This is a genomic window from Mycobacterium pseudoshottsii JCM 15466, from assembly GCF_003584745.1.
Classification (GTDB): Bacteria; Actinomycetota; Actinomycetes; order Mycobacteriales; family Mycobacteriaceae; genus Mycobacterium; species Mycobacterium marinum.
Map to the genome: position 1 here is coordinate 330,887 of NZ_AP018410.1, position 13,603 is coordinate 344,489.

Genomic DNA, 13,603 nt, shown 5'->3' on the forward strand with positions numbered 1-13,603 from the left:
GGGCGGGCCAATCTGTTGACCGTTGCCGAGTCTAAAGGTTATGCCAATCAGTACGACGTGCCAACGCTACACACGATTCACGTGTCGGGTCGACGTAAACTGCGGATTGGTCCGCAACTGGGCGTGCAGGTGGTTGAACGCGCCTTCCACCCCAGGTACGGCGTGATGCTTCCCGGTCAGGGCCCTTGGCGCCGCGGCGTCGCTGAGAGCCAGCGCTTGGCGCCGATGCAGATATTCCAATGCTTCGGGCATCCCCTCGCGGGCCAACGTGCGTACGTCGACGGCCCGAGCGTGGTCGAGAAACTCGGCGACGTCGGAAGCGCTCACGGTGTCGTCGGACAGCGCTACCTCCAGCCGACCCAGACCGAGCGTCGTCAGAATCAGCAACGCCGGAATACCCGCGACCAGCAACCATGACACAAGGAGAGTAAACACGGCTTCGAATCAACACCAGGTCTCAGCGAGATCACGAAATCAGTACTCTGTCGTAGGTGAGCGTGGCAAAGGTGTCTGGGGGGTCCAAGCCCACCGCGAATGCGTCCACCCCCAAGTTACCCAAGCGCTGGTCCGAAGAGACCCGGACAGCCTTGGTGCGGCGGGCGCGTCGGATGAATCGCAAACTGGCACAAGCGTTTCCCCACGTGTACTGCGAGCTGGACTTCACCTCGCCGCTGGAGTTGGCGGTGGCCACGATTCTTTCGGCGCAGAGCACGGACAAGCGGGTGAATTTGACGACGCCGGACTTGTTCGTGAAATACCAGACGGCGCTGAATTACGCCCAGGCCGATCGCGCCGAATTGGAAAACCTCATCCGCCCCACTGGTTTCTATCGTAACAAGGCGAACTCTCTCATCGGCCTCGGGCAAGCTCTCGTCGAGCGGTTCGACGGCCAGGTGCCGGCCACCATGGAGGAGCTGGTGACGCTGCCCGGGGTCGGGCGCAAGACGGCCAACGTCATCTTGGGCAATGCCTTCGACGTTCCCGGGATCACCGTGGACACTCACTTCGGCCGACTGGCGCGACGGTGGCGCTGGACCGCCGAAGAAGACCCGGTCAAGGTGGAACACGCGGTCGGCGAGCTGATCGAGCGCAAGGAGTGGACGCTGTTGAGCCACCGGGTGATCTTCCACGGCCGCCGCGTCTGCCACGCTCGCAAACCGGCGTGCGGCGTGTGCGTGCTGGCCAAGGATTGCCCCTCCTATGGGCTCGGTCCTACGGAGCCGCTGCTCGCCGCACCACTCGTGCAGGGTCCGGAGACCGAGCACCTACTGGCCATGGCCGGGCTGTGACCGCGCGCTAGTGCCGGAGCTGACGCGGCTGACACCTGGGGCTCGCTGGACCATTGCGGTGCTGGCGGTAGTGGTCGCGCTGATAATCGCGTTGGCCGCCCAGCTGCGAGAGGGTTCCGGGCCGGCGGGGCACACCGGTGCGCCGGTCGCGCGCGAACATCGTGATGCTGACACGCCGGCTGCCCTGGCCGGGCCACGACGGCGCTCGAACCTGCCGCCCTGTCCGGCCGGCGGCGCTGGTCCCGGCCCGGCCCGGTTGCAGGGCGTGGTGGTGGAATGTGCGGCCAACGGTGCGCCCGTCGATGTCGCCTCCGCCGTGGCCGGCCGCCGGGTGCTGCTCAATCTGTGGGCGTATTGGTGCGCGGAGTGCACGGCCGAATTGCCGGCGTTGGCCGAGTACCAGCGACGCGTTGGATCCGAGGTGACCGTGCTGACCGTTCACCAGGACGAGAATGAAGCCGCCGCACTGGTGGAATTGGCCGACCTCGGCGTTCGGTTGCCGACCCTGCAAGATGGCCGCCGCAAGGTGGCGGCCGCGCTGGGGGTCGCGAATGTGATGCCCGCGACTGTGCTCCTGCGGCCGGACGGTAGCGTGGCCCAAACCCTGCCGCGAGCTATCGGCAGCGCCGACGAGATTGCGGCTGCGGTCGGAAACCCGGCGTGACGAGCGCTTGGCCTAACCTGCCCGACCGGCCCGACCAGCCCGACAAGGAGGCACCGGTGAACGCGACCGTTGCCCTGACTCCCGAGGTCGGTCCGTCCTGGCTGCGCCCACTGGTCGACAACATCGATCGGGTGCCCGATGCGGTTCGGCGGCGGCTGCCGGCCGACGTGTTGGCGATGGTGACCGCAGCCAGCTCGACCGCATCGTTGCGTCGCGACGAGCGCGATGCCGCGGTTCTGGTGCTGTTCTCGGGTCCGGAGTCGGCCGACGGCCGGGTGCCCACCGATGCCGACCTGCTGCTGACGGTGCGAGCGTCGACGTTGCGCCACCATGCCGGTCAGGCGGCCTTTCCCGGAGGTGCGTCCGATCCCGGCGACGACGGGCCGGTTGCCACCGCCTTGCGTGAGGCCCACGAAGAAACCGGGCTCGACGTCAGCAGGCTTCATCCCCTGGTCACCATGGGCCGGACCTTCATTGCGCCCTCGCGCTTCCACGTCGTTCCGGTCCTGGCCTACTCGGCCGATCCCGGTCCGGTGAACGTCATCAACGAGGCCGAAACGGCGATCGTGGCGCGAGTTCCGGTCCGAGCCTTCATCAATCCGGCCAACCGGCTGATGGTGTACCGGCGTACGTTGAGCCGGCGCTGGGCCGGACCGGCGTTTCTGCTGAATCAAATGCTGGTTTGGGGATTCACTGGCCAGGTGATTTCGGCAGTGCTTGATGTTGCGGGGTGGTCGGAGCCCTGGGATACCAGCGACCTGCGTGAGCTGGATGACGCGATGGCGCTGGTCGGCGAGCAGGGTGGGCTGAGATGAACTCGATGACCCCGTCACAGTGGCTGGACATCGCCGTCTTGGCGGTCGCCTTCATCGCCGCTGTCTCCGGCTGGCGCTCCGGCGCGCTGGGCTCGATGCTGTCCTTCGCCGGTGTGCTGCTGGGTGCGATCGCGGGTGTGTTGCTGGCGCCCCATATCGTCAGCCACATCAACGCCCCGCGGGCCAAACTTTTCGCCGCGCTGTTCCTGATCTTGGGGCTGGTGGTGGTCGGCGAGGTCGCCGGCGTGGTGCTGGGACGGGCCGTCCGCGGCGCGATCCGTAACCGGCCGATTCGAGTGATCGACTCCGTCATCGGGGTCGGAGTGCAGCTCGTTGTGGTGCTGACCGCGGCGTGGTTGTTGGCGACGCCATTGACACAGTCCAAGGATCAACCGGAGCTGGCGGCGGCGGTTCGTGGTTCGCGGGTACTGGCTCAGGTCAACGAGGTGGCGCCCACCTGGCTCAAGACGGTGCCCAAGCGACTCTCGGGGTTGCTGAGCACGTCGGGTCTGCCGGCCGTCTTGGAGCCGTTCAGTCGCACCCCGGTCATTCCGGTCGCCTCGCCAGATCCGGCGCTGGCGCGAAATACGGTGGTCGAGGCCACCGCGCCAAGCGTGCTCAAGATCCGCAGCCTGGCGCCGAGTTGCCAGAAGGTGCTCGAAGGCAGCGGCTTCGTGATCGCGCCGGACCGGGTGATGACCAATGCCCACGTGGTGGCGGGGGCCAACAGTGTGCAGGTGTTTGCCAGCGGCAAGCCGCTGGATGCCACGGCGGTCTCCTATGACCCCTCGGTGGACATCGCGATCCTGGCTGTGCCGGGTTTGCCGCCGCCACCACTGATCTTCGCCGAGCGGGAAGCGCCAACCGGTACCAACGTGGTGGTGCTGGGTTATCCCGGCGGCGGGAATTTCACCGCGACTCCGGCCAGGATTCGCGAGGCCATCCGACTCAGCGGCCCCGACATCTACCGCAACCCGCAGCCGGTGACCCGCGACGTCTACACCATCAGGGCCAACGTGGAGCAAGGTGATTCGGGCGGGCCGCTGATTGATCTCAACGGCCAAGTGCTTGGCGTGGTGTTCGGCGCGGCGGTCGACGACCCGGACACCGGGTTTGTCCTCACCTCCGGCGAGGTGGCCAGTCAGCTGGCCAGGATCGGCGCTACCGAGCGAGTCGCCACCGGATCCTGCGTCAGCTGAGCCGCGCGTCGCGGGTCTGCTCGAAAAACCGCATCAGGTGCCGGTTGATCTCTTCGGGCGCTTCCTCATGGCTGTAATGGCCCACGCCGGCGACCGACACGTAGCGTCCGTGCGGTGCATAACGTTGGGTGCGCTCCACCGGGGCGGCCAGGACGTAGGGATCGGCGTCGCCGCGTAGGTGCAAGATGGGGACGCCGGGGCGTTGATTCATGGAGCGCATGAATCGGTGGCCTTCCCCGCGTAGCTGGCTGCGCACCGCCCAGCGCTGGTACTCCAGTGCGCAGTGCGCGGCGGCCGGGATCTGGATGGCCCGCCGCAGATAGCCGATGCTCTGCGAGAAATCTTCCGAGGCCGCCCATTTGGCGCTGGTGCGGCTGCGGATCAGCCGCTCGATTTCCTCGGCGTTATCCCGGGTCAGCAAACGTTCGGGCCACAGCGGCACCTGGTAGCGCAACAACGTCGGCAACAGCGCGCGCCCCTGATCGCGCCTGGTCAGGGTGGATCGCCGCAGCGCGGCCGGGTGCGGTGAGCTGATCAACGCGATGGCACGCACCAATCGGGGATGCAGTAGCGCGGTGGTCCAGCAAGCCAGCCCGCCGTCAGCGTGGCCGACCAGGGTGGCCGAGGAATGTCCGAGCGCACGGATCAGTCCGGCCGTATCGCCGGCCAGGGTCCAGCCGTCATAGCCGCGGGGCGGTTTGTCGCTGCCGCCGTAACCGCGCAGGTCGACGGCGACCACCCGGGCACCGGTGAGCCCGCGCAGCTGATGACGCCAGGACCACCAGAACGACCCGAACCCGTGCAACAGCATCACCAGGGGCTGGGTGGTGCTCGGTGCGTTATCGCGCTGGCCGGCCGGGACGGCCTCGACCACATGAAACCGGATGCCGTTGGCGTGGATGTCCAGATGGCGCCATGGCCCGTCGATGCGGGTGATCGACGGATCTGGTGCGGGCATTTACCAACCCGAAGGATCAGTGACCGGCTTGCCGGGCGCGGGGGCGGAGGGTTCGACCGCGGTGGACTTGTCGTGGCCCGGGATCAGCGCGGTGCGGGTCTCCTTGACCGACTCGATGGTTTGTCGTGGTCCTCGGATCCGGCGGACTTTCAAGAAACCCAGCAAGGCGAGCATGCCAGTGGTCAAAACCATGAGGCCGAACACAATGAGAAACGCCACCCAACGCCATAGCCAGGTGTCGAGCAGCTCGGCGAGGAAAAAGAACAAGAAAAAGGTGGAGTAGAACAGCACCACCAGGGCGGCAATGAAGAAAACGCTGCCCGTCAGGCCCTTCTTGACATCACGCGTGATCTCGGCGCGCGCCAGTTCCACCTCGGCCCGCACCAGCGTCGACATCTGAGTTGTCGCGTCTTTGATCAGGTCGCCGATCGACGGCTCAGCCGGCATGGCATGCGGGTCCGCCAACGGAATCGTGGTCAGCGTGCTGGGCACATCGTTCTTGCGATCAGGTTTGCTCACAGACGGTCCTCTCGATTTGACGGCCGCGGTTTGGCGGTCGTCGCGGATTATGTTGCCATGCGCTTCGGTGCCGTACGAGGCGAGTCGATCACCGCGCGGGACGGGGCCGGATCAAGCCCGTTAATTGACGCTTGCGCACCATTCCAACAGCAACGGGGCAGGTCCCGCGATCATCTACACTGGCGCATCTGTTCTGATGTTTGACCAGCCGACGGGAGTACCACTTTGCAGACGGCACACCGCCGCATTTCGTCGGCGATCGTGACCGTGCTCTTGGCCCTTGTGTTCGGGCCCGCCAACGCTGCGGCTGCCGACGACAAGGTTCCGTTGGGTGGCGGTGCCGGCATCGTCGTCAACGGGGGCACTTTGTGCACCCTGACCACCATCGGGCACGACAAGAACGGCGATCTCATCGGTTTCAGCTCCGCGCACTGCGGGGGTCCCGGCGCCCCGGTCGCCGCCGAAGGGGCCGAAGACAAGGGCGTGGTGGGCACCATGGTTGCCGGCAACGACAGCCTTGACTATGCGGTGATCAAGTTCGATCCGGCCAAGGTGACACCGGTGGCCAACTTCAACGACTTTGCGATCAACGGCATCGGCCCGGACCCCACCTTCGGGCAGATCGCGTGCAAGCAGGGCCGCACTACGGGCAACTCCTGCGGGGTGACCTGGGGGCCGGGCCAGGATCCCGGAACCATCCTGATGCAGGTCTGTGGCGGCCCCGGCGACTCCGGGGCGCCGGTGACGGTCAACAACATGCTGGTCGGGATGATTCATGGCGCGTTTAGTGACAGCCTGCCCACCTGCATCACCAAATACATCCCGCTGCACACCCCCGCCGTGGTGATGTCGATGAACGCCGACCTGGACGACATCGCGGCCAAGAACCGGCCCGGATCGGGGTTCGTCCCAGTACCGGGCTGAGGCCTCAGCTATTTGGCGGCGTTGCGAATCGCGTCGAACACCGTGGGATCGAGCAGTGTCGAGGTGTCGCCGAGTTCGCGCTTTTCGGCGATGTCACGCAGCAGCCGCCGCATGATCTTGCCGCTGCGGGTCTTGGGCAGCTCCGGCACCACGTGGACCTCCCGTGGGCGGGCGATGGGCGAGATCGCCTCGGCCACCTCGGCGCGCAACTCCTCGCTGGTCCCGTCGTGCTGCTCGTAGTTGCCGCGTAGCACGACGAACGCGCAGATGGCCTGCGTGGTGGTGTCGTCGACCACCCCGACGACCGCCGCCTCAGCCACACCCGGGTGACCGACGAGTGCCGATTCCACCTCCGCGGTGGAGATGCGGTGCCCGGACACGTTCATCACGTCATCGATACGGCCCAGCACCCAGATCGCCCCGTCGGAGTCGAGGCGGGCCCCGTCCCCGGCGAAGTAGTAGCCCTTGTCCTCGAACTTCGACCAGTAGGTGTAGTGGAATCGCGCGGGGTCGCCCCAGATGCCGCGCAGCATCGATGGCCATGGCTGGTCCAGGACCAGGTAGCCGGTGACGTGCGTGCCCTCATCGGTCTCCGGCGCCAGCGGATCGCCATGAGCGTCGACCACCTTGGCCGAAATGCCGGGCAGCGGAGTCATCGCCGACCCGGGTTTGGCCGCCGCGATCCCGGGCAGCGGTGAGATCATCGCCGAGCCGGTCTCGGTCTGCCACCAGGTGTCCACAATCGGCGTGTGTCCGGCGCCGACGACGTCGCGGTACCAGCGCCAGGCCTCGGGGTTGATCGGTTCGCCGACCGAGCCCAGCAGCCGCAGGCTGGACAGGTCATGCGCGTCCGGGATCGCGCGGCCCCATTTCATGAAGGTGCGAATCAGCGTCGGGGCGGTGTAATAGATTGTGACACCGTATTTTTCGATGATCTGGAAGTGGCGGTGTTCGTCGGGCGTATTGGGTGTGCCCTCGTAGAGGACCTCGGTGATGCCGTTGGCCAGCGGACCGTACACGCCATAGGTGTGGCCGGTGACCCAGCCGATGTCGGCGGTGCACCAGAACACGTCGGTCTCGGGCTTGACGTCGAAGATGGTGTGCACCGTGTAACAGCACTGGGTGAGGTAGCCGCCGCTGGTGTGCACGATGCCCTTGGGCTTGCCCGTGGTCCCCGAGGTGTACAGCAGAAACAAGGGCTGCTCGGCGTCGAAGGGCTCCGGTGTGTGTTCGGGTGACGCCGAGTTGACGACGTCATGCCACCACAGGTCGCGTTCGTCGTTCCAGGACACGTCGATTCCGGTGCGCCGCACCACCAGGACATGCTCGACGGGGCTGTCCGGCTGACTGACCGCCTCGTCGGCCGCGTCCTTGAGCGGAGCCGGATGGCCGCGACGGAACTGCCCGTCGCTGGTGATCAGCAGCTTGGCCTGGGCGTCGACGATCCGGGCGTGCAGAGCGTTGGCGGTAAAACCGCCAAAGACCACGCTGTGCATGATTCCCAGCCGCGCGCAGGCCAGCATCGCGATCACGGCCTCGGGGATCAACGGCAGATAGATGGCGACCCGGTCGCCGGCCACCAGGCCGAGGCCGGTCAGCGCGTTGGCCGCCTTGGATACTTCGGCCTGCAGATCGGCGTAGGTCAGCGTGCGGCTGTCCTCGATCGGCTCGCCCACCCAGTGGATCGCGACGCGATCCCCGTTGCAGGCCTCGACATGGCGATCCACGCAGTTGTAAGCGACGTTGAGTTTGCCGCCGACAAACCAATTGGCGAACGGCGCATCCGACCAGTCCAACACCTCACCGAATGGGGTGGCCCAGGACAACCGGTCGGCCTGTTTGGCCCAGAATGCGAGCCGGTCCTCTTCGGCCTCGCGGTACAACTCGGCGCGGGCGTTCGCCTGCTCGATGAATTCGGCCGGGGGAGGGTAGGACGACGGTTCTTCAGCACTGGTGGCGGTCACTGGCGTGTCTCCTATGTTGAGCTTCATCGAGCTCTTCTTCGCTCGGCGTGAGCCTAACTCGCCAGGATGTAAATGCCACTGATGGCCTGGGGGGAACGTCGCCGCGATATCGCCAACGCGCCGATCGCCATCAGGACGGCACCGATGACAATGAGCCGGGTGCCCGGCGCTCTACTCGGCGGCGCCGCGGGGGCCAGTATGGTCGCTGTCATGCGGCGGATGCGGGCCACCCTGGCAGTCGTCGCCGCGTTGCTGGCGGTCTCACCGGTAGCGGCCTGCGGCGGCGGCGTGCTCAGCCCCGATCTGGTGCTGGTCAACGGTGGGGAGCCGCCGAACCCCCTGATCCCGACCGGCACCAACGACAGCTACGGCGGTCGCATCATCGACCGCCTGTTCGCCGGCCTGGTGTCCTATGACGCCAAGGGCAAGCCGTCGCTGGAGGTGGCGCAGTCGATCGACACCATCGACAACGTCAACTACCGGATCCTTCTCAAACCCGGCTGGAGATTCACCGACGGCTCACCGGTAACCGCGCATTCATTTGTCGACGCCTGGAACTATGGGGCGCTGAGCACGAATGCACAACTGCAACAACACTTCTTCAGCCCGATCGAGGGATACGAGGAGGTGGCCGGTGAGCCGGGGGAAGGAAAGCCGACCACGATGTCGGGATTGCATGTGGTCAACAACCGGGAGTTCACCGTGCGGCTGCGCGCGCCGACCATCGATTTCATGTTGAGCCTGGGACATAGCTCGTTCTATCCACTGCCCGAGGCCGCCTTCAAGGACATGGCCGCGTTTGGCCGCAACCCGATCGGCAACGGCCCATACCGGCTGGACAGTGGCGGCGAGGAACCGGCGTGGGAACACAACGTCAAGATCGACCTGGTGCCCAATCCGGATTACCGGGGCAATCGCAAACCCCGCAACAAAGGTCTGCGCTTCGAGTTCTACGCCAACCTCGAAACCGCCTACTCCGATCTGTTGTCCGGCAATCTCGATGTCCTGGACACGATTCCGTCCAGCGCGCTCACCGTCTATGGGCGCGACCTCGGGGACAACGCCACCAGCGGCCCTGCCGCGATAAATCAGACCCTGGATACCCCGTTGCGGTTGGCACATTTTGGTGGGGAGGAGGGGCGGTTGCGCAGGTTGGCGCTGTCGGCGGCTATCGACCGGCCCCAGATCTGCCAGCAGATCTTCAACGGAACCCGCAGCGCCGCGCGCGATTTCACGGCCCGGTCACTGCCCGGATTCGACCCCCACATTCCGGGTAACGAGGCCCTGGACTTCAACCCGCAGCGGGCGCGGCAACTTTGGGCGCAGGCCAACGCGATCTCACCGTGGAGCGGCAGCTACGCCATCGCCTACAACGCCGACAGCGGCCATCAGGAATGGGTGGACGCGGTGGCCAACAGCATCAAGAATGTGCTGGGAATCGAGGCGATGGGTGCGCCGCAGCCCACCTTCGCGGGTTTGCGCACCCAGATCACCAACCGAACCATCGACACCGCATTTCGCGCGGGGTGGCAGGGCGACTTTCCCTCGATGATCGAGTTCCTGGCTCCGCTGTACGGAACCGGTGCGGGATCCAATGATGTCGGCTATTCCAACCAGGAGTTTGACGACGCCCTGGCGGCTGCCGCGGCCGCGCCCACCCTTCAGGAGGCCGATCGGCTGGCCAACGTCGCGCAGCGAATCCTGTTTCACGACATGCCAACGATCCCGCTGTGGGACTACATCGCCGTTGTCGGGTGGTCCACCGAGGTCAGCAATGTGCAGGTGACGTGGAACGGTCTGCCCGACTACGAGAACCTCGTCAAGGCCTGACATGGTTTGGTACGTAGCTCGCCGGATCTTGGCGATGGTGCCGGTGTTTCTCGGCGCGACACTGCTGATCTACGGCATGGTGTTCCTGCTGCCCGGGGATCCGTTGGCGGCCATCGCCGGCGATCGGCCGTTGACGCCCGCGGTGGCGCAGCAGCTGCGCGCGCGCTATCACCTCGACGACCCATTTCTGGTGCAGTATGCCCACTACCTGGGTGGTGTCCTGCACGGCGACCTGGGCCGCGCATATTCCGGGCTGCCGGTCAGTGCTGTTCTGGCGCATGCATTCCCGGTGACCATTCGGCTGGCCTTGATCGCGCTCGCGGTCGAGGCCGTGCTGGGGATCGGCTTCGGGGTGATCGCCGGATTGCGCCAAGGCGGCATCTTCGACGCCACGGTGCTGCTTACCGGGCTGATCATCATCGCGGTGCCGATCTTCGTGCTGGGCTTCCTGGCGCAATACCTCTTCGGTGTGCGACTGGGGCTGGCGCCGGTCACGGTCGGGGCCAGGACGACTTTGGACCGGTTGCTGTTACCCGGGATGGTGTTGGGCGCGGTGTCATTCGCCTACGTGGTGCGGCTGACGCGGTCCGCGGTGGCCGCCAACGCCCATGCCGACTACGTCCGCACCGCGACGGCCAAGGGGTTGTCGCGGCCCCGGGTGGTGACGGTGCACATTCTGCGCAACTCACTGATCCCGGTGGTGACGTTTCTGGGCGCGGATTTGGGCGCGCTGATGGGCGGCGCGGTGGTGACCGAAGGCATTTTCAACATCCACGGTGTCGGCGGGGTGCTGTATCAGGCGGTCACCCGGCAGGAGGCGCCGACGGTGGTGTCGATCGTGACGGTGCTTGTCATGGTTTATCTGCTCACCAATCTGCTGGTGGATCTGCTCTACGCGGCGCTGGACCCACGGATTAGATATGGCTGAGCTCGGGGGCTTTTGGTTCGATATCCTCGGCGGCTTGCGGCGGCGGCCCAAGTTCGTCATCGCGGCCGTCCTGATCGTGTTCATTCTCGTCGTCGCCGCGTTTCCGTCCCTGTTCACCGGGATCGACCCCAGCTACGCCGATCCCAGCCAGAGCATGTTGAGCCCGTCTACGGCGCATTGGTTCGGCACCGACCTGCAGGGCCATGACATCTACGCACGCACCGTCTACGGAGCCCGCGCCTCGGTCGTGGTGGGACTGGGTGCGACGGCGGCCGCGTTCATTGCCGGCGTGACGTTGGGGGCCCTGGCCGGCTACTACGGAGGCTGGCTGGACGCCGTGGTTTCGCGCATCACCGATATCTTCTTCGGTCTGCCTCTGCTGCTGGCCGCGATCGTGCTCATGCAGGTGATGCATCACCGCACGGTGTGGACCGTGATCGCCATCCTGGCGTTGTTCGGTTGGCCGCAGATAGCCCGGATCGCCCGCAGTTCGGTGCTCGAGGTGCGCGGCAGCGACTTCGTTCTGGCCGCCAAAGCATTGGGAATGAGCCGGTTTCAGATCCTGTTGCGCCACGCGCTGCCCAACGTGATCGGGCCGGTGATCGCGGTAGCCACGGTGGCCCTGGGCATCTTCATCGTCACCGAAGCCACGCTGTCATACCTCGGGGTGGGTCTGCCGCCGACGGTGGTGTCCTGGGGCGGCGACATCAACGTGGCGCAGATGCGACTGCGGGCCGGCTCGCCCATCCTGTTCTATCCCGCCGGTGCGCTGGCGGTGACCGTGCTGGCCTTCATGATGATGGGTGACGCGTTACGCGACGCCCTGGATCCGGCATCACGGGCGTGGCGGGCATGAGCACCGCGGCGGCCCCGCTGTTGTCGGTGCACGGCCTGCAGGTCCGGTTCGGCACCGACGAACCCGTGGTTGCCTGCATGGATCTGAGCGTTTATCGCGGGCAAACCGTTGCGGTGGTGGGAGAGTCGGGATCCGGTAAGTCCACCGCGGCCGCGGCCATCCTGGGGCTGCTGGCCCCCGGTGGCCGAATTACCGCTGGCCGCATCATTTTCGACGGACGTGACATCACCTCGGCGGACCGGCGCGTGATGCGCACCATTCGGGGCCGCGAGATCGGCTACGTTCCCCAGGACCCGATGACCAATCTCAACCCGGTTTGGAAGGTCGGCTTTCAGATCCGGGAGGCATTGCGGGCCAACACCGATGGGCGCGACGCGCGACGGCGCACGGTAGAGCTGCTGGCCCAGGCCGGGATGCCGGACCCGGACAAGCACGCCCAGCGCTACCCACATCAACTGTCCGGCGGCATGTGCCAGCGCGCCTTGATCGCCATCGGGCTGGCCGGCCGGCCCGCTTTGCTCATCGCTGACGAGCCGACGTCGGCACTGGACGTCACCGTGCAGCGTCAGGTGCTCGACCATTTGCAGCGCCGAACCGACGAGCTCGGCACCGCGCTGCTGCTGATCACCCACGACCTGGCGCTGGCGGCCGAACGGGCCGAGTCGGTGCTGGTTGTCCATCACGGCGTGGTGGTGGAATCCGGTACCGCAAGCGACATTCTGCGCAGTCCGCAGCACGAATACACCAAGCGACTGGTGGCCGCCGCACCGTCGTTGACGGTGCGTGACCCGCGCCGAGCGCCGGCGAGGGGCCCGGTTCCTGGCGGGGCGGACCAGCCCGCCGGTGGTTGCGGCGACATCCTGAGCGTCTCGGAATTGACCAAGATCTATCGGGAATCCCGGGGCGCGCCCTGGCGGCGCGGCGAGTTTCGGGCCGTCGATAGCGTGTCGTTCCGATTGCGGCGGGCGAGCACCTTGGCCATCGTGGGCGAGTCGGGATCGGGCAAATCAACGGTCGCGCGCATGGTGCTGGGTCTGCTGCAACCGACCTCGGGCACGGTGTCCTTCGACGGAGCCCGAATCCAGCCGGACAAGTTGGATCGCGACGCGCAGCTGGCCTTTCGGCGCCGGATACAGCCGGTGTTCCAGAACCCGTACAGCAGCCTGGATCCGATGTACTCGGTGTTTCGCGCCATCGAGGAACCGCTGCGCATCCACCGCGTCGGCGACCGTGCGCAGCGCCGGCAGATGGTGGCCGAGCTCGTCGACCAGGTGGCGCTGCCGTCGTCGGTGTTGGGTCGGCTGCCCCGGGAGCTGTCGGGTGGCCAGCGGCAACGCGTGGCGATCGCCCGAGCGCTCGCGCTGCGCCCCGACGTGCTGGTGTGCGATGAGGCGGTCTCGGCGCTCGATGTGCTGGTGCAGGCCCAGATTCTGGATCTGCTGGCCGAATTGCAGGCGGACCTGGGCCTGGCGTACCTGTTCATCAGCCATGATCTGGCGGTCGTGCGGCAAATCTCCGACGACGTCCTGGTCATGCGCGCCGGTCAGGTGGTGGAACATGCCCCGACGGAGGAAGTGTTCACCCGGCCCGGCGCGCAGTACACGCAGCGCCTGCTGGAGTCCATTCCAGGTGGCCCGGTGGCTCCCCGCTAGGTTGA

The 13,603-nt window shown here is 66.4% G+C and carries 13 protein-coding genes; 9 read left to right on the forward strand and 4 right to left on the reverse strand.

Annotation, left to right across the window (positions count from 1 at the left end; all coding sequences use genetic code 11):
* Nucleotides 1-66: 66 nt before the first annotated feature.
* Nucleotides 67-435, reverse strand: a complete 369-nt coding sequence (locus tag MPSD_RS01550; protein WP_051153583.1) for a hypothetical protein — start codon at nt 433-435, stop codon at nt 67-69.
* A gap of 173 nt (nt 436-608) precedes the next feature.
* Between MPSD_RS01550 and nth the strand changes: the two genes are divergently transcribed.
* Genes nth through marP form a run of 4 tightly spaced genes read left to right on the forward strand, consistent with a single transcriptional unit; the run spans nt 609 to nt 3,967 of the window.
* A complete protein-coding gene (gene nth / locus MPSD_RS01555) occupies nt 609-1,289 on the forward strand; it encodes an endonuclease III (RefSeq protein WP_020785232.1) in 681 nt (226 codons plus the stop codon).
* A gap of 10 nt (nt 1,290-1,299) precedes the next feature.
* On the forward strand, nt 1,300-1,953 hold the full coding sequence (locus MPSD_RS01560) for a TlpA family protein disulfide reductase (protein ID WP_086084800.1): 654 nt from the start codon (nt 1,300-1,302) through the stop codon (nt 1,951-1,953).
* Between the two features lie 17 nt (nt 1,954-1,970).
* Entirely contained in the window at nt 1,971-2,768 is a 798-nt protein-coding gene (locus MPSD_RS01565) for an NUDIX hydrolase (protein ID WP_036427012.1), read from the forward strand.
* Nucleotides 2,769-2,773: 5 nt separating this feature from the next.
* The gene (marP, locus tag MPSD_RS01570) at nt 2,774-3,967 is read left to right on the forward strand and encodes an acid resistance serine protease MarP (protein ID WP_086084808.1); all 1,194 of its coding nucleotides are present in this window, start codon (nt 2,774-2,776) and stop codon (nt 3,965-3,967) included.
* Here the strand turns inward: marP and MPSD_RS01575 are convergent.
* The gene (locus tag MPSD_RS01575; RefSeq protein WP_015357497.1) at nt 3,960-4,925 is read right to left on the reverse strand and encodes an alpha/beta fold hydrolase; all 966 of its coding nucleotides are present in this window, start codon (nt 4,923-4,925) and stop codon (nt 3,960-3,962) included. The genes marP and MPSD_RS01575 overlap by 8 nt on opposite strands.
* On the reverse strand, nt 4,926-5,444 hold the full coding sequence (locus MPSD_RS01580) for a phage holin family protein (protein ID WP_086084799.1): 519 nt from the start codon (nt 5,442-5,444) through the stop codon (nt 4,926-4,928).
* 225 nt (nt 5,445-5,669) lie between these two features.
* Between MPSD_RS01580 and MPSD_RS01585 the strand changes: the two genes are divergently transcribed.
* Nucleotides 5,670-6,368 (forward strand): chymotrypsin family serine protease, encoded by a 699-nt coding sequence (locus tag MPSD_RS01585; protein WP_012396673.1) that lies wholly within the window; start codon nt 5,670-5,672, stop codon nt 6,366-6,368.
* A gap of 8 nt (nt 6,369-6,376) precedes the next feature.
* On the opposite strand, the gene acs is transcribed toward MPSD_RS01585, so the two are convergent.
* A complete protein-coding gene (acs, locus tag MPSD_RS01590) occupies nt 6,377-8,359 on the reverse strand; it encodes an acetate--CoA ligase (protein ID WP_223161905.1) in 1,983 nt (660 codons plus the stop codon).
* Nucleotides 8,360-8,530: 171 nt separating this feature from the next.
* Here acs and MPSD_RS01595 point away from each other — a divergent pair, with 171 nt between their 5' ends.
* Genes MPSD_RS01595 through MPSD_RS01610 form a run of 4 tightly spaced genes read left to right on the forward strand, consistent with a single transcriptional unit; the run spans nt 8,531 to nt 13,598 of the window.
* Nucleotides 8,531-10,162, forward strand: a complete 1,632-nt coding sequence (locus tag MPSD_RS01595) for a peptide ABC transporter substrate-binding protein (RefSeq protein WP_086084807.1) — start codon at nt 8,531-8,533, stop codon at nt 10,160-10,162.
* 1 nt (nt 10,163) lies between these two features.
* The gene (locus tag MPSD_RS01600; protein WP_012396670.1) at nt 10,164-11,090 is read left to right on the forward strand and encodes an ABC transporter permease; all 927 of its coding nucleotides are present in this window, start codon (nt 10,164-10,166) and stop codon (nt 11,088-11,090) included.
* Nucleotides 11,083-11,946 (forward strand): ABC transporter permease, encoded by an 864-nt coding sequence (locus MPSD_RS01605; RefSeq protein ID WP_020785225.1) that lies wholly within the window; start codon nt 11,083-11,085, stop codon nt 11,944-11,946. The genes MPSD_RS01600 and MPSD_RS01605 overlap by 8 nt, the downstream gene beginning before the upstream one ends.
* The gene (locus MPSD_RS01610) at nt 11,943-13,598 is read left to right on the forward strand and encodes a dipeptide ABC transporter ATP-binding protein (RefSeq protein ID WP_036427009.1); all 1,656 of its coding nucleotides are present in this window, start codon (nt 11,943-11,945) and stop codon (nt 13,596-13,598) included. Before MPSD_RS01605 ends, MPSD_RS01610 begins: the two co-directional genes overlap by 4 nt.
* Nucleotides 13,599-13,603: the final 5 nt, after the last annotated feature.